25 protein-coding genes are annotated in these 23,647 nt (G+C 35.3%); all 25 read left to right on the top strand.

The genetic code is table 11. The features are described from left to right. The first annotated feature begins 56 nt into the window (after window positions 1-56). The 25 genes from ilvD to AAGU76_RS02765 all read left to right on the top strand — a co-directional run bounded on the left by ilvD (window position 57) and on the right by AAGU76_RS02765 (window position 23,613). Window positions 57-1,715, top strand: coding sequence for a dihydroxy-acid dehydratase (gene ilvD / locus AAGU76_RS02885; RefSeq protein ID WP_342483932.1), 1,659 nt, complete (start codon window positions 57-59; stop codon window positions 1,713-1,715). Between the two features lie 195 nt (window positions 1,716-1,910). Beyond that, window positions 1,911-2,939 (top strand): TRAP transporter substrate-binding protein, encoded by a 1,029-nt coding sequence (locus AAGU76_RS02880; RefSeq protein WP_342483931.1) that lies wholly within the window; start codon window positions 1,911-1,913, stop codon window positions 2,937-2,939. Window positions 2,940-2,980: 41 nt separating this feature from the next. Then, entirely contained in the window at window positions 2,981-3,472 is a 492-nt protein-coding gene (locus AAGU76_RS02875; protein WP_342483930.1) for a TRAP transporter small permease, read from the top strand. Further along, complete coding sequence (locus tag AAGU76_RS02870) at window positions 3,472-4,734, top strand: TRAP transporter large permease (protein WP_342483929.1); 1,263 nt, start codon at window positions 3,472-3,474, stop codon at window positions 4,732-4,734. Before AAGU76_RS02875 ends, AAGU76_RS02870 begins: the two co-directional genes overlap by 1 nt. Before the next feature lie 259 nt (window positions 4,735-4,993). Then, on the top strand, window positions 4,994-6,502 hold the full coding sequence (spoIVA, locus tag AAGU76_RS02865) for a stage IV sporulation protein A (protein ID WP_342484675.1): 1,509 nt from the start codon (window positions 4,994-4,996) through the stop codon (window positions 6,500-6,502). A 227-nt stretch (window positions 6,503-6,729) separates the two neighbouring features. Further along, window positions 6,730-7,983, top strand: a complete 1,254-nt coding sequence (locus AAGU76_RS02860; RefSeq protein ID WP_342483928.1) for an HlyD family efflux transporter periplasmic adaptor subunit — start codon at window positions 6,730-6,732, stop codon at window positions 7,981-7,983. A 9-nt stretch (window positions 7,984-7,992) separates the two neighbouring features. Next, window positions 7,993-8,697 (top strand): YggS family pyridoxal phosphate-dependent enzyme, encoded by a 705-nt coding sequence (locus tag AAGU76_RS02855; RefSeq protein WP_342483927.1) that lies wholly within the window; start codon window positions 7,993-7,995, stop codon window positions 8,695-8,697. After that, window positions 8,698-9,138, top strand: coding sequence for a cell division protein SepF (locus AAGU76_RS02850; protein WP_342483926.1), 441 nt, complete (start codon window positions 8,698-8,700; stop codon window positions 9,136-9,138). A gap of 10 nt (window positions 9,139-9,148) precedes the next feature. Further along, window positions 9,149-9,409 carry a YggT family protein gene (locus tag AAGU76_RS02845; RefSeq protein ID WP_342483925.1) on the top strand — a complete coding sequence of 87 codons (261 nt, stop codon included), beginning with the start codon at window positions 9,149-9,151 and terminating at the stop codon, window positions 9,407-9,409. Window positions 9,410-9,417: 8 nt separating this feature from the next. Continuing rightward, window positions 9,418-10,203, top strand: coding sequence for a YlmH/Sll1252 family protein (locus AAGU76_RS02840; RefSeq protein WP_342483924.1), 786 nt, complete (start codon window positions 9,418-9,420; stop codon window positions 10,201-10,203). A gap of 10 nt (window positions 10,204-10,213) precedes the next feature. Next, window positions 10,214-10,690: a signal peptidase II gene (lspA, locus tag AAGU76_RS02835; RefSeq protein ID WP_342483923.1), complete on the top strand. Its 477-nt coding sequence runs from the start codon at window positions 10,214-10,216 to the stop codon at window positions 10,688-10,690. Beyond that, a complete protein-coding gene (locus tag AAGU76_RS02830; RefSeq protein WP_342483922.1) occupies window positions 10,683-11,645 on the top strand; it encodes an RluA family pseudouridine synthase in 963 nt (320 codons plus the stop codon). The genes lspA and AAGU76_RS02830 overlap by 8 nt, the downstream gene beginning before the upstream one ends. A 12-nt stretch (window positions 11,646-11,657) precedes the next feature. Then, complete coding sequence (gene pyrR / locus AAGU76_RS02825) at window positions 11,658-12,188, top strand: bifunctional pyr operon transcriptional regulator/uracil phosphoribosyltransferase PyrR (protein WP_342483921.1); 531 nt, start codon at window positions 11,658-11,660, stop codon at window positions 12,186-12,188. A gap of 143 nt (window positions 12,189-12,331) precedes the next feature. Beyond that, window positions 12,332-13,285, top strand: coding sequence for a site-specific integrase (locus AAGU76_RS02820; protein WP_342483920.1), 954 nt, complete (start codon window positions 12,332-12,334; stop codon window positions 13,283-13,285). A 1,281-nt stretch (window positions 13,286-14,566) separates the two neighbouring features. Beyond that, a complete protein-coding gene (locus AAGU76_RS02815; protein ID WP_342483919.1) occupies window positions 14,567-14,752 on the top strand; it encodes a hypothetical protein in 186 nt (61 codons plus the stop codon). Window positions 14,753-14,777: 25 nt separating this feature from the next. Beyond that, the gene (locus AAGU76_RS02810) at window positions 14,778-15,659 is read left to right on the top strand and encodes a helix-turn-helix domain-containing protein (RefSeq protein WP_342483918.1); all 882 of its coding nucleotides are present in this window, start codon (window positions 14,778-14,780) and stop codon (window positions 15,657-15,659) included. 4 nt (window positions 15,660-15,663) lie between these two features. Next, entirely contained in the window at window positions 15,664-15,822 is a 159-nt protein-coding gene (locus AAGU76_RS02805) for a hypothetical protein (RefSeq protein ID WP_342483917.1), read from the top strand. Between the two features lie 327 nt (window positions 15,823-16,149). Continuing rightward, entirely contained in the window at window positions 16,150-16,665 is a 516-nt protein-coding gene (locus AAGU76_RS02800) for a hypothetical protein (protein ID WP_342483916.1), read from the top strand. Between the two features lie 77 nt (window positions 16,666-16,742). Then, entirely contained in the window at window positions 16,743-17,159 is a 417-nt protein-coding gene (locus AAGU76_RS02795; RefSeq protein ID WP_342483915.1) for a phBC6A51 family helix-turn-helix protein, read from the top strand. 518 nt (window positions 17,160-17,677) lie between these two features. Next, the gene (locus AAGU76_RS02790) at window positions 17,678-18,925 is read left to right on the top strand and encodes a PBSX family phage terminase large subunit (protein ID WP_342483914.1); all 1,248 of its coding nucleotides are present in this window, start codon (window positions 17,678-17,680) and stop codon (window positions 18,923-18,925) included. Between the two features lie 17 nt (window positions 18,926-18,942). Continuing rightward, a complete protein-coding gene (locus AAGU76_RS02785) occupies window positions 18,943-20,280 on the top strand; it encodes a phage portal protein (RefSeq protein WP_342483913.1) in 1,338 nt (445 codons plus the stop codon). Then, on the top strand, window positions 20,264-21,028 hold the full coding sequence (locus tag AAGU76_RS02780; RefSeq protein WP_342483912.1) for a minor capsid protein: 765 nt from the start codon (window positions 20,264-20,266) through the stop codon (window positions 21,026-21,028). The genes AAGU76_RS02785 and AAGU76_RS02780 overlap by 17 nt, the downstream gene beginning before the upstream one ends. 80 nt (window positions 21,029-21,108) lie before the next feature. Further along, the gene (locus AAGU76_RS02775) at window positions 21,109-21,972 is read left to right on the top strand and encodes a hypothetical protein (protein ID WP_342483911.1); all 864 of its coding nucleotides are present in this window, start codon (window positions 21,109-21,111) and stop codon (window positions 21,970-21,972) included. 176 nt (window positions 21,973-22,148) lie between these two features. Then, window positions 22,149-22,745, top strand: a complete 597-nt coding sequence (locus AAGU76_RS02770) for a DUF4355 domain-containing protein (RefSeq protein WP_342483910.1) — start codon at window positions 22,149-22,151, stop codon at window positions 22,743-22,745. 76 nt (window positions 22,746-22,821) lie between these two features. Then, entirely contained in the window at window positions 22,822-23,613 is a 792-nt protein-coding gene (locus tag AAGU76_RS02765; protein WP_342483909.1) for a hypothetical protein, read from the top strand. Window positions 23,614-23,647 lie beyond the last annotated feature (34 nt).

Raw genomic sequence — 23,647 nt, 5'->3', positions numbered from 1 at the left:
ACAAGAGTGGTAATATGATGTCATATGATGTTATCAGAAAAAATTAGGAGGTTATTATGAGAAGTGATTCAGTTACTAAAGGTGTTCAGCAAGCACCTCACCGCTCGCTTTTTAATGCGTTAGGGTATACAAAAGAAGAGTTAAACAAGCCTTTAATAGGCATAGTGAGCTCATATAATGAAATAGTACCGGGACATATGAATTTGGACAAAATTGTAGATGCAGTAAAAATGGGTGTGGCAATGGCAGGAGGAACACCTGTTGTATTTCCGGCTATAGCTGTATGTGACGGAATAGCAATGGGACATGCAGGCATGAAATATTCTCTTGTAACAAGAGAACTGATTGCTGATTCTACAGAAGCTATGGCAATGGCACACTGCTTTGATGCATTGGTAATGGTTCCAAACTGTGACAAAAATGTTCCAGGACTATTGATGGCAGCAGCAAGAGTAAACATACCTACAATATTTGTAAGCGGCGGACCGATGCTTGCCGGAAAAATGAATGGCAAAAGAACATGCCTATCAGACATGTTTGAAGCTGTGGGAGCTTACAACGCAGGTAAAATTTCTCTAGAGGAAGTAGAGCAATACGAAAATAAAGCGTGCCCCTCATGCGGATCATGTTCAGGTATGTATACTGCAAACAGCATGAATTGTCTAACTGAAGCACTAGGAATGGGTTTAAAGGGAAATGGCACTATACCTGCAGTATATTCTGAAAGAATAAAACTTGCTAAACATGCAGGTATGAAAATAATGGAACTGCTAGAAAAAAATATTAGACCAAGAGATATAATGACTGAAGAAGCATTTATGAACGCATTGACAATAGATATGGCACTTGGCTGCAGTACAAACAGTATGCTTCATCTTCCGGCTATTGCTCATGAAGCAGGTGTTGAAATAAATCCTTACATTGTCAATGAAATAAGTGCAAGAACTCCTAACCTTTGCCATCTTGCACCTGCAGGCAATACTTTCATGGAAGACTTAGATGATGCTGGCGGTGTTTATGCTGTAATGAATGAGCTGAATAAAAAAGATTTGTTAATAACGAATTTAATTACATGCACAGGCTTAACGGTTGCAGATAATATTAAAGGATGTGTAAATACAAATCATGATATTATAAGACCGATTGAAAATCCTTACAGCCAAACAGGAGGCATAGCAGTACTAAAGGGTAATCTTGCCCCAGACACATGCGTTGTTAAGCGTTCGGCAGTTTCACCATCAATGATGGTTCACGAAGGTCCCGCAAGAGTTTTTGACTGTGAAGAGGATGCGATCAATGCTATAAACGGCGGAAAAATTGTCGCTGGTGACGTTGTTGTCATCCGATATGAAGGACCAAAAGGCGGACCGGGAATGAGAGAAATGCTAAATCCCACTTCAGCTATTATGGGAAGAGGATTGGGAGAAAGTGTCGCCCTCATAACAGACGGACGTTTCTCAGGAGCAACAAGAGGAGCTTCTATAGGACACGTTTCTCCGGAGGCAGCAGTAGGCGGAAATATTGCACTTGTAGAAGAAGGGGATATTATCAAAATAGATATAAATTCAAACAAAATAGATTTTGTTGTATCTGATGAAGAATTGGAGAATAGGAGAGCAAAGTGGGAGCCTAGAGAGCCGAGAATAACAACAGGGTATTTGGCTAGATATGCGAGGATGGTTGCTTCAGGAAACAGAGGAGCCATTCTGGAATAGAATGAACTATTGGAATATTTAGCAAGCAGTTTCTTGATAATACTGAAAAATTGATTTAATATATGAAATGTAAGTCAATAAAATACAATTGACAAGCTATCCCGTACATGTTAAATTAATATAATATATTAAAACGTTTGCGTGTCAACATTCATGCAAATATATAAAATCATTTAGTAAAAGGGAGGATTAAAAATGAAAAAGTTTAAAAAAATTATGTGTTTGGTTTTAACAATGGTTATGATTGTAAGTTTAGCAGCTTGTTCCGGCAACACTGATAGTAAGCCTGCAGAAACACCTAAAGATCAGGGATCAGCTGAACCGGTAGTATTAAAGTTGGGTACTACTGTAAATGAAGAAGACAGCTTTCAAGTTGCTGCTGTGAAGTTCGCTGAGTTAGTAAAAGAGCGTACGAATGGAGCATACACTATTGAAATATATCCAAACGGCTCTTTAGGCGATGAAAGAACAATGCTTGAAAGTATGCAAATGAATACATTAGACATGGGAATCATCACAAGCGGACCTTTCTCAAACTTTGTTCCGGAAATGGGAGTGTTTGATTTGCCGTTTTTGTTCTCAAGCAATGAAGATGTTTATAAAGTATTAGACGGAGAAGTAGGACAAGAGTTGTTAGGTAAATTGGAAGGTGCAAATCTTAAAGGCCTTGCATATGCTGAAAGAGGATTTCGTAATTTAACTAACAGCAAGAAAAAAGTTGAAACTGCAGCTGATGCTAAAGGTTTAAAAATACGTGTAATGGAAAATGAAGTTTACACAAAAACATTTAACTCATTGGGAGTTAATGCTGTTCCTATGGCATGGACAGAAGCTTTAACAGCGTTGCAGCAAAGTACAATTGACGGACAAGAAAATCCTGTTAATGTAATTTATTCATTTAAATTATGGGAATCTCAAAAATATGTGACCATGACCCGTCATGCATATGCTTCTGCTATAATTACAATGAGTTTGGCAAAATTCAACGAGCTTCCTGCAGATGTACAACAGATATTTAAGGATTCAGCTCAAGAAGCTGCAGAATATGAAAGAGAATGGGTTGCAGCTAATGAAGACAAGCAGATAGCTACACTGAAAGAAAATGGAATGGAAATAGTATTAGAGCCGGATTTGAAAAGTTTCCAGGAGGCTGTGCAGCCAGTATATGATGCTTATCCACAATATTCAGATTATCTTAAAAGAATATCAGAAGCTCTAAAATAAATCTGTCAGTTTTATGTTATGGTTAGAAGGGAGACAAAACTATGTATATATCAAAATCGGTACATAAAGTCAGCGATTTTATAGATAGAATTTGCTGCACAGTTATAATCATTTTGATTGCATTGATGGTTTTGGTGACATCAATGCAAATCATATGCCGTGTATTTTTCAGTGCGCTTTCGTGGAGTGAAGAACTAACGAGGTATTTGTTAGTATATTCAACATTTTTGGGTGCTGGGAGCGTCTATAAGAAAAATGGACACATATCTGTTCTAATTGTGCAGCAATTATTGCCTCCGAAATTTCAGAAATATGTTGCCCTATTCGTAAATGTATTATGTGGAATTTTGTTTGGTATTGCTGCTTTTTATGGATTTAAGTATATGAAATTGCAAGGTAACCAATTGTCAGCTGCATTGCGTGTGCCTATGAAATACATATACATGTCAATACCAATAGGGTTTTCCATAATGATTTTACATGTGATTGATAATATAATTAACACACATGCTGAAGAGGGGGGAGTAAACTAATGGCAGCTTTATTATTTGTGGTATTCATAGGATGTTTGGTAATTGGAGTACCTATAGCCTTTTCAGTTGCAATAGCAGGTGTTGCTGTTTTGCTTAAGGGAGATGTAAATTTACTTATTGTTGTTCAGCGTATGTTTGCTTCAACTGACAGTTTTCCCCTTGTTGCAGTACCATTTTTTATACTGGCAGGAGATTTGTTAGCCAGAGGATCAATTTCGCAAAAGTTAGTAACATTTGCTGAATCAATGTTAGGAATGATAAGAGGTGGACTTTCTATAGTATCAGTTGTTGCAGGAATGTTTTTTGCAGCTATTTCAGGCTCTGGGGCTGCTACAACAGCTGCTGTTGGTGCTACAATGGTTCCTGAACTTAGAAAACGCGGTTACAATGAAAGTTCATCTACAGCCCTTATTGCAGCAGCAGGATGTATAGGAGTTGTAATACCTCCTTCTGTTCCAATGGTTTTATATGCAGTTATAGCAGATCAAAGTGTTACAAGATTGTTTACTAATGGTTTTGCACCGGGATTTTTCATGGGCTTAATGTTAATAGCAATTTCATTAGTGCAAGCAACTAAATATAATTATCCTAGAGGATCTAAATTTGTACTTAAAAATGTTTGGACAACATTTAGACAATCTATCTGGGGACTGCTAATGCCATTAATAATACTTGGTGGAATATTTTCGGGTTATTTTACTCCGTCAGAAGCAGCTGCGGTTGCGGTTGTTTACGCATTGATTGTATCCACCTTTATTTACAAAGACTTAACATTTAAAGAATTTAAGAGCATATTGTTAGGAAGTGCAAAAACATCATCAATTATTATGATAATAATTGCCTGCAGTGGCGTATTTGGATGGTCTTTAGCAAACTGGAAAATACCGGAACAAATAGCACAGGCAGTTTTGGGGGTATCTTCCAATAAATATATTCTTATGTTATTAATTAGCATAATAGTTTTAATTGCTGGCGTTTTTATGGAAACATCATCAGCTGTTATTCTGTTAACACCTGTGTTTTTACCATTAGTAAAGACATTGGGAATAGACCTTGTACATTTTGGTGTTTTGTTTGTAATAGGTATAGCAATAGGTATGATTACTCCGCCGGTAGCTATTAATTTGTTTGTAGGTTCCAGCATCACAGGTTTACCGATAGAAAAAATTGCTAAAGCAGTGGTTCCTTACCTCATAGGTTTAATAATTATATTTTTAATATATGTATATTTGCCGATATTCGTTCCATCAATAATCATTTAGTATTAGTATGGAATACGGTCAACAAGCACATGCTAAGGGACAAGAAGGAAGAAAAGCTTTAAAGAGCAATTAATAATTAAGAGTTAAGAATTAAGAATTGATGTGAGGATTTGCCTTTTTGGGCAAATCCTTTCTTTTAATTCTTCACTCTTCACTCTTAATTCTTCATTCAATATCCTCACTTTAATTCTTCATTTTTAATATTTTTTTACACAAATTTTGGTATAAACGATTTTCAGAAGGCATATAAATAAATTGAATACGATGCATATCAGGAGGAGGGATTGTTATTACTAATTTAGATATATATGAGGATATAGCAAAAAGAACCAAGGGCGAAGTATATCTAGGAGTTGTGGGTCCTGTCAGAACAGGTAAATCCACTTTCATCAGGAAGTTTTCCGAAAATGTAATGCTGCCCAACATTGAGGATGAATACACAAGGGAAAGAGCAAAGGATGAAATGCCTCAAAGCGGTACAGGCAAGACGGTTACAACGACAGAACCGAAATTTGTTCCTGGAAGCGCCGTAAAGGTTACATTCAGCAACAACATCAATGCCAAACTGCGCCTTATTGACTGCGTAGGTTACATGATACCGGGAGCCATAGGCAGCATGGAGGGAGAAATACCAAGGCTCGTGAGCACGCCGTGGAACGAGGATCCAATTCCTTTTGCAGAGGCTGCGGAAATAGGAACGAGGAAGGTTATCAAGGACCATTCCACCATAGGAGTGCTGGTCACCACAGACGGAAGCATAACGGACATTAACAGGGACAACTACATAATGGCGGAAGAAAGAGTTGTAAGGGAACTGAAGGAAATAAACAAACCGTTTGTAATCATACTGAATTCAATGCATCCTGCAAACGAAAACACCCTTGCGCTGGCTTCCCAGCTAAAGGACAAATACGATGCGCCTGTAAGGATTCTGGACTGCATGAACCTTAAGAATGAGGACATCGACAACGTTCTTGAAGACGTTTTGTATGAATTCCCCATAAAGGAAATCAATGTGGAGCTTCCAAGATGGTTTGACGGACTCACTTGCGATTATTCACTTAAAAAGGATTTAATAAGCACACTGAAGGAAGATTTTGACGGCTGCTACAAGCTTAGCGACTTCAATGCAGACAGCATTTTTTCAAGAGAAAATGATTATGTCGAGGACTACTTCGTAAAGGATATCGAGCTTGGAACAGGCTCCATCAACATGAAAATAGACATTGACAACTCATACTACTACAAGGTTATCAGCGAGCTGTCCGGAGAGGAGATCACCGGTGAACATCAGATTCTGAAACTTATTGGAGATTTGTCAAGGTCCAAAGACAGCTACTCAAGGGTTGAGGCTGCCATAAATGATGCAAAAACCAAGGGGTACGGCTATGTTTCACCTGGAATCGGCGATATGATCATAGAAAAACCAGAAGTGTTCAAGGAAGGCAGCAGGTACGGCATCAAAATCAAGGCTCAGGCACCGTCGTTGCACATATTCAATGCAGCCATCAACACAGAGGTATCGCCTGTTATCGGCAGCAAGCTGCAAAGCGAAGATCTCATCAACCACCTGACGGAGCAGATGAAGGATGACCCGCAGTGCATCTGGGAAGCTGAGCTGTTCGGCAAGACGCTTTACAGTCTTGTGGATGAGCAGCTTGAGTCTAAGCTCACTGCAATGCCTGAAAATGCCCGTAAGAAACTTAAGAAGACCATAGAAAAAATAGTAAACGATGGATCGGGAAGCATAATATTCCTTATCATATAAATGGGGGAGACCCCGTTTTTTTTTTGTTTTTTTAAGAAATTTTTGGTAAAGGTATAAATTAATCCGAATATTTGCCGATGTATATTAAATATCGTGAATATTGTCAGAAAATATTGTAATATTAATTGAAAATGAGCATATATAACTTGCAAAAATCGTTAATTTAGTGGTATAATATGATTATTATTCATGGTGAATAACAATGATTAGGAAGTATCGGAGAGAAAATGGCAAGGAAAAACTTTGGTTTGAAAAATTTCTTCTTTTCTTTCGCAACAGTTTGCCTGATTATATATGTTTTTCAGAATATTAACGGTTCCATTGATACAGTGGTGGCAGAAAGCGGAAACCTTGAAGATGTCATTAAGGCTTCGGGAATAGTGATAAAGGACGAAGAGGTATACAGCGCGTCCCTTGACGGCAGTGTAACTTATTACTGCGATGACGGCACAAAGGTAAAGGAAGGGCAGCTTGTGGCGGATTTGAACACGGACACTGATTCTGCCCAGATAAACATTCAAATCAAGGAAGTTCAGACTGCCATAGAGCTTAAGAAAAGCGGCGGCAGTGCAAAAGAAGCAGCCGTAAGTTCCGAAAACCTGTCTTCATACGAAAATGACTTACAGGCAAGCATCCTGAACCAGGATTTGAGCAGCATGTACAACATTGTGGGGCAGGTGGACTCGAGCAGCATAAAGACTTATTCCGGCGGTAAGTATGACGAATATGACATAGCTCAGCTTGAAGATATGAAAAAGAATCTGACAGGAAGCATATCAACGAACAAGATTCCGTACTATTCAGGCAGGGCTGGAATAATAACATATAAAATAGACGGTCTTGAGAGCACTTACAGCTATGAGAATGTCATGGATATGACTCCAAGCTTAACCGCAAGGCTGGACTACACCATGTCCGATAAAAGCCAGCAAGGCACAGTAGCCAAGGATGAAGGCATATACAAGATAATCAAGAATTTTGACTACTACATAGCAGCAACTGTAGACAACGAAAAAGCCAAGCTGTTTGAAGAGAACAAGTACATAAAGACAAGAATTCTGTCCGACGGACAGCAGCACGAAGTATGGGGCTTCATAAAGAAAATTAACTACGGCAGCGAAAGCTCCGTTTTGATATTGTATTTTGACGATTATTTTTACAAGGTATACGACAGGCGGTATGTTGATCTTGAACTTATCACAGACATTCACGACGGGCTTAAAATCAGTTCAGAAGCTCTGGCTGAGAAAGATGGCTGCACAGGAGTTTATGTGGTGGACGCCAGCAACATAATTAAATTTTTTCCTGTGGAGATTCTGGGGCAGGATGAAAGCACCACTGTTGTTTCTGCAGGCGAGTATGCAGGTGAAAGTGAAAGAAGAATAATATACATAGACGAAAAAAAATACTCCACCATAAAGACTTTTGACAAGGTAGTGCTTGAACCTGATAAGGTTTACGAAGGTCAGATAGCAGATTAGGAGGATAAAGTGAGCATAAAGGAAAACATTGACGCAGTGATGGAAAAAGTGGCAGCAGCTGCAAAAAGGTCCGGAAGAGATCCCCGGGACATAACAGTCATCGGTGTTTCTAAGACTGTAGATGCTCAAAGGGCAAGAGAGGCGGTTTTGGGCGGACTAGATAGTTTGGGCGAGAACAGGGTTCAGGAACTTGTGAGCAAGTATGAACAGATGCAGGACCTGAATGTCAAGTGGCACATGATCGGGCATCTGCAGAAAAACAAGGTAAAGTACATAATAGATAAGGTGAGGCTCATACACTCTGTGGAAAGCCCGGAGCTGGCGGAAGAAATTAACAAGAGGGCTTCCCGGCAAAACTTGACGGCACACATACTCATAGAGCTTAACATAGGCCAGGAAGAAAGCAAGTTCGGAATAGATGAAGACACGGTATACGATTTTGTCGGCTCATTGGAGCAGTTTGATAATATAAAGGTTCTAGGTCTCATGACGGTGGCTCCTTACAGCGAAAATGCCGAGGATGTCAGATGGGTATTCAGGAAGATGAAGGAGATTTATGAGCGTATTTCATCCATGAATCTAAAGAACACCGAGATGAAGTATCTGTCCATGGGTATGACAAATGATTTTGAAATAGCTATAGAGGAAGGCTCAAATATGGTAAGGATAGGGACAGCTGTATTTGGAGCGAGAAAATACAAGGAGGATAAATAAATGGGAGTAATGGACAAAGTAAAAGATTTTATCGGCATCACGGATTTGGAAGAAGATTATGAAGAGGAGGAAGTTGTCGCAGAAGGAAAGTTTGAAAGCGGCAAAAATGACAGGATGGAAACTTATACAAAGAAAAACAATGTTATTAAGGTTCATTCCAACACTGACATGAAAGTCTTCATTTGCGAGCCTCAGAAATACGAAGACTGCACCAAGGCTGTAGACGAGCTGAAAAACAGAAAGGTTGTTGTCCTGAACATCGAAGGAATGGAACTGGAAAACCAGAAGCAGGTTTTTGAGTTCATCAAAGGCGCAGTTTATGCACTTGAAGCAAGCATTCAGAAAATTTCAAACGGAATTTTCGTTATAGCTCCTAACAATGTTCAAATAGACGGAAGACTCAGCGAAAGATACGAAAGGAATTATTATTTCAACAAATAAAGGAGCGCATATGTACACAGTAAAAATAGCTCTCGGCATACTATTGAGAATCATGGATTCTTTAATACTAGTCAGAGTTTTGCTTTCTTTCTTCCCAACCCTACATTATTCGAAAGTAACCAACTTTATCTATCAAATGACCGAGCCTATACTGGCTCCCTGCAGGGCAATTTTAGATAGACTGGGATTAGGCATGGGAATGATCGATTTTTCTCCCATACTGGCATTTTTGTTTCTGAACCTGCTTCAGAACCTGGTATATGCCATCTAAGGTGTGAAATGAAAGATTTTGAAAAATATTACGACTTCATAAAAGATGAAGAAACGAAAAATACGGTAAGGAAAATTGCGGACAAAGCTTCATACGTGGAAAAGAATTTCATTACGGCAGTCACGGAGTTCACCAACCCTTACGCTGCAGAGCTTTGCATACCCATAATTAAAAATTATGATGTAAAATTTGAACTTTTCCCCTCATATGAGCACTGTGAGAGGAAAGTTTTCATTTTATACCCTGATTATATGGGGTCCATCGACAGGAACGAATACGTGGCAGCACTGCGCATCATGAACAGGTCAAAGTTCAAGGACTTAAGCCACAAGGATTATCTCGGAAGCATCATGTCTTTGGGAATAGACAGAAACCGGACGGGAGACATCTATGTGCATGAGGATTTTGCAGATGTGGTTATGCACAAGGATATTGCAGAGTATGTGCACTTTTCTCTGGAGCTTATAGGCAGAAACAAAGTGGAGACACAAATACTGAAAGCAGAAGAAACAGCCTTTAAGGAACAGCAGCATGAGCTGATCATGATAAACGCTTCGTCACTAAGGCTTGACAGCCTTGTAAAAAATATTGCCAACAAGTCCAGGGAAGATTCATCGGACATGGTGAAATCAGGTCTTGTTAAGGTAAACTTCAAGGTGGAGGAAAAGCCTTCAGCCGAGGTGAAGGAAGGGGACATGATTTCCATAGCCAAATACGGCCGTTTTAAAATACACAGACTTTCCGGCATCACAAAAAGCGGCAAAAATAAAATTGAAATCAAGCACTACATTTAAAGAGGTAAACATGAACGTTATAGCAGCAATTATATTTATATTCTCCATTTTGTCAGATCAGCTCACAAAACTTTGGGCGGTTGATGTTCTTAAGGACGATGAAAGCATAAAACTAATCGGAAATTTTTTGCGCTTCACCTATGCGGAAAATAAGGGAGCAGCTTTCAGCATACTTCAAAACCAGCTTTGGTTTTTTATTGTAGCAACCGTATTTATGCTGGCGGTTCTTGGAGTTTTGTACTTCAGGACAAAAAACATCACCAATCTTTCGAGGCTTTCCATAGCAATGATAGCCGGCGGCGCAGTTGGAAATTTCATTGACAGGCTGAGGCTGGGGTACGTAGTTGATTTCATTGATGTGAGATTTGGCAGCTTCTACAATTTTCCCATATTCAACATAGCTGATAGCTTTGTTGTTTGCGGCACTTTTTTGATGATAATTCTTATACTGTTGAACAAATTCGAAAAGAGTGAAATAAATGAATGATTTAGATGATTTGTACGATGATCCGGACGCTGAAACCGACGGTTACCAGCCTGAAGAAATAACAATAAATGCGGATGAGGACAATGAACGAATAGACGTATTCATTTCATCAAGACTTGAAGACATGTCCAGAAATTCGGTGCAGAAGCTGGTACAGGACGGCAGGGTAGAAGTTAACGGCAAAAAAGTCAAATCAAACTACAAGCTTAAAAGCATGGATGTAATCAGAATCATATTGCCGCCTCCGGAAATGCTTGACATCAAGGCGGAAGATATACCAATGGACATTGTTTATGAGGACGATGACTTGGCAGTTATAAACAAGCCTCAGGGAATGGTGGTGCATCCGGCTCCGGGACACTACTCCGGAACTCTGGTCAACGGACTTTTGTTCCATCTGAAGAATTTGTCTGCAATCAACGGGGTGCTTCGCCCCGGAATCGTGCACAGGCTTGACAAGAACACCTCGGGACTCATGCTTGTGGCAAAGAACGACAAGTCTCACAACTTTCTGGCTGCTTGCCTTAAAGAACATTCCATAAACAGGATTTACTATGCATTGGTTGAAGGAAACGTGAAGGAAGATTCAGGAACCATAGACGCACCTCTTGGAAGGAGCGAGAAGGACAGGAAAAAATACACCGTCACACGGAAGAACAGCAAAAACGCCGTTACAAACTACCAGGTTGTAAAAAGATTCGGCAAGTATACGCTGCTGAAGCTTAAGCTTGAAACCGGAAGGACGCACCAGATAAGGGTTCACATGAAACACATCGGTCATCCTGTTGTGGGCGACGACGTTTACGGCTCCAGGAAAAACAGGTTTGGACTGTGCGGCCAGCTGCTTCATTCCAAGACAGTGGGATTTGTACATCCCTCAACGGGTGTTTACATGGAATTTGATTCAAATCTGCCGGAATATTTCGATAAGGTTTTAAGAGCATTGGATAAGTGAAAGGAAGAATATATGAAAGCAAAAGCTTTGATTATGGATGAAAAGGCAATCGAGAGAGCTGTTTTTCGAATTGCCCATGAAATTATAGAAAAGAACAAAGGTGTTGAAAATGTGGTTCTTGTTGGAATCAAAACCAGAGGATGGCCCTTGTCGCTGAGGTTTTCAAAAAAGATAGAAGAAATAGAAGGATCTCTGGTTCCGGTCTTTCCTCTTGACATAACGTATTACAGGGACGACTACGAAAAAGACGACATGGCTCCCATGTCCGTTAAAAGCTTTGACTTTGACATAAGAGACAAGACTGTGATATTGGTTGACGATGTCCTTTACACAGGAAGGACCGTCAGGGCGGCGCTGGATGCCATAGTTGACAGGGGAAGGCCTAAGAACGTTGAGCTGGCGGTTTTAATCGACAGAGGCCACAGAGAACTCCCCATACGTGCAGATTTCATAGGCAAGAACGTCCCAACATCCAGAAGCGAAAGAATCAGCGTGCTGCTTGAAGAAACGGACGGAACAAACCAGGTGGTCATAAACGAATAATTGGAATTTCAACGTTTGTTAGTATATGGTGATGAAAAACAGATAACACAAATACTAAACAAAAGTAACAATTTTACTAAACAACAAAGTACGCACTTTATGGTTTAGAACATACTTTAAAACTATTAAAAAAGGAGTAAAGTATGTTCAAAAATTTTAATCAAAAGGATAATAATATTACTTTAGACGATGGCTTTGAAAGGTTCATAAACTTCTGCACTCTTAACAAAAAATCAGAGTACACAATCAAAAATAAAAAGGTGACTTATAAGGACTTCAAAGAATGCATCAAAAATACGGAAATTGTTTATTGTAATCAATTGACAAGTGAATTAATTGAGTTTTATAAGTTGTTTCTTACAAACAAAGGAAATCAAACATCTACAATTAATGAAAAAGTTTGTTCTCTAATGTCAATATTCAATTACTTCTTTGAACATGGCTGGAGCGATAAGATAACCGCAAAATACATTAAACAAGAAGAAACGATGTATGAAGTATATACCGAAGCACAATTAAAAAAATTACTTGATAAACCCGATTTAAAGACATGTAGCTTTGCACATTATCGTGCGTGGGTTATTGAAAATTTTTTATATAGTACAGGTGTACGAAAAAGAACATTGATTAATATAAAAATTGAAGATGTTAATTTTGATGATAATATTATTCTTCTTAGGGTAGTAAAAAATAAGAAACAAATGTATATACCTATGAGCCTGAAGCTTAAAGAAATATTAGAAGAATATATGCTTTATAGGGAAGGGCAGCCAAGTGATTATTTGTTTACTGATAAGTACGGCAACCAATTTACATCTGATGGTATGAGGGGCGCTATATTAAGATATAATGAGCGTAAAGGTGTAGATGTAGAAGGTACACACAGGTTCAGACATTGTTTTGCAACCGATTATATAAAAAATGGCGGTAATATAGTTGATTTACAGCATCTTTTAGGACATTCAAGTTTGGAAGTTACGCAGCAGTATGTAAATTTGCTTATTACTGATTTGAAAGAACACAACAACACTTTTAATCCATTAGATAACTTTGTTAACAAACAAAAAAAGAAAACAACAATCAAAATGAAGAGATAAATCAAGTAGGGGGTTAAATACCCCCTTTATTATGTCTACAATCATATATTTATACAATATAGTGCATATATCTATAACTACTATATATGAATATATATATAAAGCTTTAATTTATTAATATGCAAAGTAATAACTCGTCTATGATAATGGTAATAATGAGCCTTTTAAATGCCATGCAAAAAAGACAATGTAAATATGTTGCGATTATGTTTTCGCGTGTTTAAAAGGCAATTAAAAGCTTCTGCGTTGATATTATAATATAGAGGTATGGCACAGGTGATACAAACTATCGCATTTTATAATCAGCCTTTAAATTGTCCTATAAAAAATTGCAGAGTATTTATACTGCTATTATATTAACGTGCGTTTAAATGGCAAAATATAGCCTGTACGTCGATTATGCGATGTAGGTATGTAGGGGCGGGCGGACAAACCTTTCATCTTTTATAATCATGGTATCTTATTTTAGGTGGTTCTCATATGGCATGGGGTATCTTTCATAATCATAGCATCTTATTGGGTTGTTCCTGCTGCTCCATTGTTTGTTTTTAATAGATGCCTTTCGCGGCAAGCAGCTTTGATATTCATGGTATCTTAATTTCGATGGACTTCCTAAAATATGTTTTTATGAATATGATTCGGAAGTCCTACAATTTTTATTCCTGCTCCGTAAGTTGGTAGATAATAAAAAAGTATCATCCCGTTAACTATCTTGTGAGCGCCTATACTATATAAGATATTACTATTGTTATTTTATTTTTATTCTAGTGTTTTTATTAGTGTCACCGCCTGGTAACATACCCATGTCACCGCCTGGTAACATACCCATGTCACCGCTTGGTAACATACCTCAATCAAAAAAGAAAAACATTTTTATGCATTGCTCACCCATTGGACTATTAACTAGTGCACACATGCACCTATTGAAATATGTAATCGCTGGATTACATACCAATGTCACCTATTCCAAAAAAACGGTAAAAATGTATAGACAAAAGAAATATCAATTACAGCCGGCGGTAAAATCAAACCCTAGCCTATTTATCATTGAAATATCAACGTAAAGTATTTTTTTAGCTATTGTGCAAATGGCTGTAAATTTCGGTATTATATAGGGTGGAAAGAGATAATTAAAACACTTCAATTTTAAAAAATATTTTTTTAACGACTATACAGAATAGGTCAAAAAATAGGTATTATTAATGGTGAAAGAGTAAATAAATTTACTTCACAATGCGGCGCTCATGCGCCGAACATAATCAGAATAGGAGATATTAAAAAATGAATAATTATACTTATGTTTATGACATCAAACAAGCAAACTTTTTTTTACAAGAAGGATTAATAATTAATTATGTAGGAATCCACCGAAGAACGGGAAGAACCTATTTTGCATTTGACAGAAACCAAGAAGGACTTCAAGAAGCCTTTGAAACATGGAAAAACAATAGAATTTATACAATATAGATAATTGAAAGGAATTTAATTGAAGATGAATATTAATGAATATTTGAAACAAACAGCAACCGCAATAACTAAAGAAAACGCAAAAACAATAGGGGCGGCAATAGTACCAAAGTATTTTAAGGCAGGAATCAGAAAAGACAAACGCTTAAAGCCTATGGATAGAGATATTTTATTTACTTTACATGAATTCGTAAACACAGAAACAGGGCATTGTTATCCATCTCAGCAGGAGCTTGCGGATATTCTTGATTATAGCCGTACTAAAGTTGCCGAAGCACTGGGACGCCTTGAAAAAGCAGGATACATACATAGATGCCCTGCTAAGAAACCGACCAAGAACGGCAAATTTACAGAAACATCGGACGAAATAATCATAACACCGTTCAGTAAATTGAATGATAATGAATACCACAGCGCTTTAATTGCTGAAATAGCAAGAATTAAATATGTGGTAGCTGCCTATAACAAGGATTCATCTGCTAGAACCATAATAGCAACAGGGGAAAACACTGAATCACATACAAAGCAGGAAATGACGGAGATAAGAGAAACCAGCCGCAGAAAGGCAGAAACAGAACCAATTATAATAGATATACAAAAGGAGAAAACAGAAAAAATGTATAAACATATTTCAACAAAACAGGAAGATGAAGCACTTGAAGCACTACGCAGACAAGAAGCGATTGAAAGAAAAAAACAGCCGAAGCAGGAGCAGCCACAGCAACCATATAATAAAGCAACAGCAAATGAATATACTGATGCATTTGAATTTATAGATGAAGAAATTGCTGAATTAATGGAACAATCAAAACATAAGCAACCAAAGCCACAACCAAAACTAAAGCAAGAATTTGACATTGATGCTTGGGTAAATCAGCCATATCAATTTACTGGCAGGGGGGCATAAACATATGAATATAAATAATTTATATACTGAATTAAATGATAATTTACTTGCCTTGCAAAATAATTTGGATGAACAGCAGGAGAATATAACAACAATGCAAAACAATGTTGATGAGATGCAGCGGCTTTTAAATTACTTACTATCTTTGATAGATGAGGTGTAAAACATATGGAAGAACAGAAACGAATATACAGTTTAAACAAATTGGCTTATTTAGTAGCAGTAGGCTGTAATATAAAGCTTCTATTTGATGAAGAAGGCAAACTATACGGTACAACTAACGACGAACAAATAACAACTTACTTGTCACAATACTATGAAGATACACTATTGCACGACTTCGTAACAATTTATAGCAAGATGCGCAAGCTGATACACGAAAACAAAATAAAATCATAATAAATCATAAGGAGATAATCAGTATTTTCTGAGATAAAGATATAGACAACGGAATAAGAGGCAACGTTAATGCATGATAATGTAATTAACGATGCAAACATATCAAAACAGAACCCACGAAACATTTAAGCAAACACTTCAAAAAGGCGAACAGGGCGAAGTAGCCTTCATTCAATATTGCGAATCAAAAAATATTCCATTAATAGACGTAAGAAACGACAAAGAATTTCAAAAAATAGACGTTGATTTTATAGTAGGTAACAAAGGTACAAGAGTTGAAATTAAAACAGAATACAGCTACGGCAAATATTCAAAGGACAAACAAAGGTTTTATGTTGAGGACATTTCATCACAAAGTATAAATTCTGATGGCTGGTATCGATATTGCCAAGCTGACATACTAGTTGATTTTGATGCCCTAAATAACATAATGTATTTTTTTAGGTTAGTTGACTTGAAGGAATACATTGAAACTTTTTATGAAAAGGATAAGAAAAAGGTTGACTATGTAAAACTACAAAAGGGTAGCTGCGGCTATGTCGTATACATACAGCCATTTTTACAGTGGTTAAATGACAACAATAAATACAATGAAATCATTGAATAGTAGCAACGGCGGCGGGAGAAATAAACATTACTTTTAATAGTAGTTATAGTAGATACAGAAAGGAGTTGATATTATTTATGGCTAACAATAATAGAGATGATAAGGGTAGGTTTACATTTAATGATGAGTTGACTCCTATTCAATTAGAAGTAATAGCTGAAATAATTAATAATGGTGGGAATAAGACAAAGGCATGTGAAAAATTAGGTGTACCAAGATGCACTTTGTATAAATGGCTAGACAATGAAATGTTTGTCCAGGCATATCGAAAAGCATGCGAAAAAATGTATAAGGAACATTTAGCCGATGCCATCAGAGGTATTGTAGATGTCGCTAAAAATGGTGCTGGCAGGGATAAAGTTAAAGCATGTGAAACTATATTAAAGTTAAATGATTACTTAGACACTAAGGTAGACATTACTGAAAATACCAACAAAATCATTAAAATTGAATTCATAGACAACGATAATACAGATACCAGCGAAAAAGAATAACGTACTAATTACACAAGCAATAATGTTAAAAGGTATGTATTATGTGGATGTATAGAGTATTCAATACTTATAACATAAGTTAGCACTGAAGTATTAATATGACAATAGTTTGTCGCAAAATTAAACCTTTGTACCATACAACAACACACTATATATGCATAATGAAAGGGTAAGAATGTAGCATTTGTAATAGGTTTATCAATTAGGATTTGCTTATTGCATTTGCTACTTCTGCTAATGATTAGATATTCAATATATTTATTGTATATTTTGATTGTTTTCATGCAAGTAAACAGGAAACTAAAGCAAGGAAAACATAAATAATAGTAGGGGCATCCCCCAAAATAAGGCAGACATAATCCCATATTATATATCGTATTTAATCCGCACATAAGAATTATCCTAATTGATTACTACACACACAAATTTTATACCATACATTATCTTAATTGAAATTAAAGGCACTAAGGGAAAGCAAGTAATAACTACTTGTTTTTTTATTTTAAGAAGGTGAAACAATGATTGATTTACAAATAGATAAGCGTATTTTTATTGATGCCCTTTACCCATACTTAAATGATTATAGTCATCGTTATGAAGTTTACAAGGGCGGCGCTGGTTCTGGTAAATCATATTTCATAGCACAGAAATTAGTATTAAAAGCATTAAAAAGCCAACGTAAAATGCTAATAATGCGTAAGGTAGGAGCAACGCTGCGTGATTCAGTTTGGCAGCAATTTATTGACGTACTACAGCAATTTCAAATATACGACAAATGCACAATAAATAAATCAAATTTTACAATAGAATTGCCTAATGACAGTGCTTTTTTATTTCGTGGACTTGACGACAGCGAAAAAATCAAATCAATAACTGGAGTAACAGATGTATTTGTTGAAGAAGCAACTGAATTTGAATTGCAAGACATCATTCAATTAAATTTACGTCTTAGGGCAAATACAAAGCAAAATCAAATGTTATTTGCTTTCAATCCCATTAGCAAAAGTAGTTGGGTATATGAATATTTTCTTTTTGATAATGAAAATGAAACTCAATCAGTACGTGAATATGACAAAACCATTGTTCTAAGCACTACTTTTAAAGACAACAAATTTGCAGCTAAAGAATTTATTCAATCGCTTGAACAAATGAAAAACATTGATTATGTGCAATATCAAATTTATACATTGGGCAAATTCTGTTCATTGGATAAGCTTGTATATACTAACTGGACTAGCCAAGCATTCGACTGGAAAGAAATAAAAAGGAAAGATAATACTACTGCAATTTTTGGAATGGATTTTGGTTATGTGAATGATTCTACAGCTTTTATATGTTCGGTAGTTGATGAAGAAAGAAAAGAAATATATGTATTTGATGAACATTTTGAAAAGTCAATGTTAAATACGGATATTGCTGAAATGATTAAGAAAAAAGGATTTGCAAAAGAAGAAATAGTTGCTGATAGCGCTGAAAGAAAATCAATTGATGAAATAAAACGTTTAGGAATACCTAGAATTAAACCAGCTAAAAAGGGAAAGGGTTCAATTTTACAAGGCATTCAGAAACTACAGCAATATAAAATAATCGTTCATCCATCATGCACAAATATAATAGAAGAATTGCAGAATTATAGCTGGAAAAAAGATAAAAACGGTGAATACATAAATGAACCAGTGGACAAGTTTAATCATGGTTTAGATGCCCTACGGTATAGTATTCAATCAATTAAAAAGAAACCAAAACTAATAAACATTCGCTTATAAAGGAAGTGAGGAAATAAATGTTTTTTTATGAAAATAAAAATGTTGTAATGACAACAGAACGAATTAAAAAACATATAGAAATTTTTCAAACAAGGGACTTGCCGCGATTAGAAAAGCTGAAACGGTATTATGATTCAAAAAACGATACTATAATGAATCGTACTTTTGCAGACACAACAAAACCAAACTACAGAATTAGTAATAGCTGGGGTGATTATATTGCAAATATTTCATCAAATTATTTTATAGGGAAACCTGTTACATATAATGCTTCTGATGCTGAAATGTTAACTGAATTAAATGCAATTTTTAAATTTAACGATGAAATGACTATAAATAATGTACTTGCACTTAATCAATCAATTTATGGTTATAGTACGGAATTATTATATTTAGATGAAAACAGTAATGTTCGTTTTGCTCCTGTAGATGTTAGAAATTTGATTCTAATATTTGAAAACACGATAGAACAAAATTTATTATATGCAATACGCTTTTATAAAGAAGCTGATATTTTAACAGATAAAACTGTACTAAATGTTGAGTTGTATTCAGAAACAGAAATTAAATATTTTGTTGAAATTCAAGGTGTTCTAACGCTTATAGATAGCAAAGAACACTTTTTTAATGGTGTTCCAATTAATGTTTACAGAAATAACGTTGATTGTATGGGCGACTATGAAAAACTATTGCCGTTAATAGATGCTTATGATTTGGCTCAATCAGATAGCAGCAACGAAAGAGAAAGCTTCAACGAAGCGTATCTGGTATTTAGAAATACAAATTTAGATAACTCAGATATTCTGACTATGAAAGAAACCAGAAACATAATCATTGAAGATACCGAAAATGGTATGCAATCAAGCGTTGATTTTCTTGTTAAAAATGGCAATCCAACGGAATCAGAAGCAAACAAAACTAGAATAGCTGACGATATACATAAATTTAGCTATGTTGAAGATATGTCTGGTGCAAATGCTAAAAGCCATACTTCAGCTACTGGAGCAAGGCTGTCAATGCTAGGACTTGAACAAGTAATGGCTAGAAAAGAAGCTAATTTCCGTTTTGCTTTAACAAGAAGAATTGAATTAATTTGTAATTTGCTAAATTTAAAGGGTGCTAGTTATGATTTTAGAAGCATTTCAATTGCATTTGTAAGAAATATTCCTGTAGATAATGTTTTAGTAGCTGACACTATTTCTAAACTACGTGGCTTAGTATCTGATGAAACACTACTGGAACAACTACCTTTTATAACTGACATTGAGCAAGAATTAAAGCGTTTAGAAGCACAAAATAGTTTAAATAGTTATACTAACTTGTTTGGCGGTGTAGAAGATGAGCAACCAGAATAATTATTGGCAAGCGCGACTATCAGATGCAATATTTAAAAAAAATACAAAGGAATTGCAAAAGCAACTAATTAAGTATTACAAACAAGCCAGCAAAACTATAGAAAATGAAATAGCTGAATTGTATGTAAAAATGCTTGCCGATGGTGAAATATCAGCTAATACACTGTATTCATTTAGTAGGTATAGAAATTTACAAGAAGCAATCGAAAAGGAAACTTACAAGCTAGGAAAATTAGAAATTGAATCAACACAATTGACTTTGTTAGACAGCTACAAAGAAATATATTTACAAACCAATGAAAAGTTAGATATAGCTGCTGATTGGACAATTCTAAATGAAAACATTGCAAAAGAAGTTGTTAATGCAAATTTCAAGGGTGCAAAATATTCAGATAGGATTTGGACAAACAAAGCAAAGCTAAAGCAACAAATAGAAAAAAGCATTGTTGATACTGTTATAGCTGGACAAAGCAAAGACAAAGCGGTTATATCCATAACTAATAATTTTGGGGTAGCTTTCAGCGATGCTGACAGGCTGGTTAGAACGGAAACAATGAGGGTTTTAAATGATGGGCAGAAACAAAGTTATTTAAACAATGGATATTCAAAAGTAGAATGGCTGGTTGAAGATGATGACAGGCTATGCGATGAATGCTCACCGCTTGATGGAAAAATATTTGATATTAATGCTGTACCGTCAATAGTGCATCCAAACTGTAGATGCACATTTATTCCAGTTATTGAGTGAATTTTGGTAAAATTTGTTTAATATAAAATGATGGCATGTTATAATTAGTAATATTAAATTATTTCATGGAGAATTTGAAAATGGATGAATTTTTTGATATTCCTAGAACAAATAAGAGAGAAGTATTAAAAAATACGAATTGTAACCAATTATTAAATAATATTAAAAATTTATATTCTTTTTTTGATAATTTTTTGACACTGGCTAATTGTAGGAATTTTTGTATAACTAGAACCAATAAAAAGATAAATTCAATAAATGAAATTACATTTTTAAATCCTAATATTATAATAAATTCTTCATTAAGAACATTATATAGTATTTATAATTGCTGTGAACATGCAAATTTTTCGGATGCATATTGTTTAATAAGAAAATATAGAGATGATTTGTTTTTTTACTTATATATTATTCTTATTAGTAATGAGACAAATATATTTAATGGTAAAGAATTAAGCAAAGAAGAAAATATTATTAACAAATGGTTAGGTGATAAATTGTCGCATTTAAATATTGATGACATATTAACATACATCAGTAAATCAGATATTACAAAAGAAGCAGTTGAAAAATATAAATTCAATGAAACATTTAAGAATATCAGTAAAAAACTCAATAATTATGTTCATGGTAATGGTAAAGGATTTTATAATATGCATCTATGGTCGTACAAAGATGAAAAAATTGCTAATATCACTTGTGATATAATTTATAACCTTCAGTATATTACAACAACATTTATTTTTATATTAACTTTAATTAGTCAAATAAGCATTATGTCAGATGATTATATTGATGCTTTGGATTTTGAAGGTAACCCAGTTGAAGGAACTCAATACTATATCGCCCCTTTTATTAATGAATTTATGAAAAAAAATAAATCATTATTAGATGAAAACTGTATTGAATATTTAATAGAAAAAACTGGGATGTTATTTGAATAATGTATTCTAATAATTAGTTGAAAAATGTAGATGAATATAAAAAAGAAAGAATATTATATAATTTAACTATGCAAAGACATAGTTATTATTTTGTCTTTTTTGTGGGGTTAGACGTTAAAGAAACCGTTCAACTATAATTTTGGGTACTCATAATAGGGTACGTGAAGGAGATAAAAATGTTAGAAAATTTAAAATTACAATTATTTGCTGACGGTGGCGAAGAGGATAACGGCGGTGCTGAAGGCGAACAAAATAAAGATAATAATGAACAAAAGACATTTACACAAGCTGATTTTGACAGAGAAATTTCAAAAATGTATGAAAAATTTGAGGAAAAATTCAACAAGCGTGCAGAACAAACAAAAGCTGAAGCGACTAAATTAGCAAATATGAATGCTGAAGAACGTTTAAAATACGAAATTGAGCAACGGGAAAAAGCTATTAGTGACAAGGAAAGAGAATGGGCTATTAAAGAGAACAAGTATGAATGTTCAAAAATTTTAGCTGAAAAAGGACTTCCAATAAGTTTTGCTGATTACATAGTTGCTGAAGATGCTGAAACAATGCAAAAGAATATTCAGTTGTTTGATGCAGAATTTAAGAAGGCTGTAAAAGTAGAAGTTGAATCAAGGTTAAAAAGTACAATACCTAAAACTTCAACTATTGGCTTAGATGGATCAGTCACAAAAGAACAGTTTAATAAAATGACTTTAGCACAGCAGCAAGAGTTGTACAAAAACAATAAAGAATTATATATGCAATTATCCAGATAACAACTTGAAATGATATACAGTTGTTTTTTTATTGCTAAAACAATTAAAAAATATAAATTAAGGATGGTAAAAAATAATGTCACACACACTATACGATAATTTTATAATTTCAAATAAGGTAGCAAATTTCTTAAACACAAAATTGGAACATTCACCTTTTTATACATTAGATACTTCTTTAACACAAGATGCAGGAATGACTAAGACAGTTAATGTTTATACTGCTTCTGGTAATGTACGAGATGTAGCAGCAGGCGAAGGAAACCTTGATGCTGACGGTGTAGCAGTATCATTTACACCAGTTGATTATGTTGCTAAATATACACAAGGTTTTCTTTCTTATACTGATGAAGATGAAATGAAAGATGCGAATGTTGTAACAGTTGGAACTGAAAAAATGGCTGGAAATATGGCTAACGATTTAACTACTAAGTTTTATACTGAATTAGCAAAAACTACACAAACAGATACATACCCAATAGCTGGACTTGACTATGCGACTATTACAGATGCAATAGCCGTATTAGGCGAAGATGAAACTGGACTGTTTATGCTTATTAATCCAGCACAGAAAGCACAATTAAGAAAATCATTAAAAGATGATTTGAAATATAGCGAAGGATTTTCAAGAACTGGTTATATAGGTTCTGTTAACAATGTTCCTGTTTATGTAAGTGCAGCTGTTCCAGCAGATACTTGCTATATAGCAACAGCAGAAGCTGTTACAGTATTCGTAAAGAAAGACGTTGAAACAGAACAAACACGAGATGCAAACATCAGAACAAATAAAATTTACACAAGAAGATGCAATGTTGTTGCTTTAACTGACAACAGTAAAGCATTGAAATTAACAAAAGCATTATCATAATCGAGGGGGATTCATTCCCCTTCTTTTCTATAAA

The sequence above is a fragment of the Sedimentibacter sp. genome, assembly GCF_038562225.1.
In the GTDB taxonomy this organism is placed as follows: domain Bacteria; phylum Bacillota; class Clostridia; order Tissierellales; family Sedimentibacteraceae; genus Sedimentibacter.
Note: the sequence above shows the minus strand (reverse complement) of the source record. Positions and strands in the feature narration are given on the sequence as shown.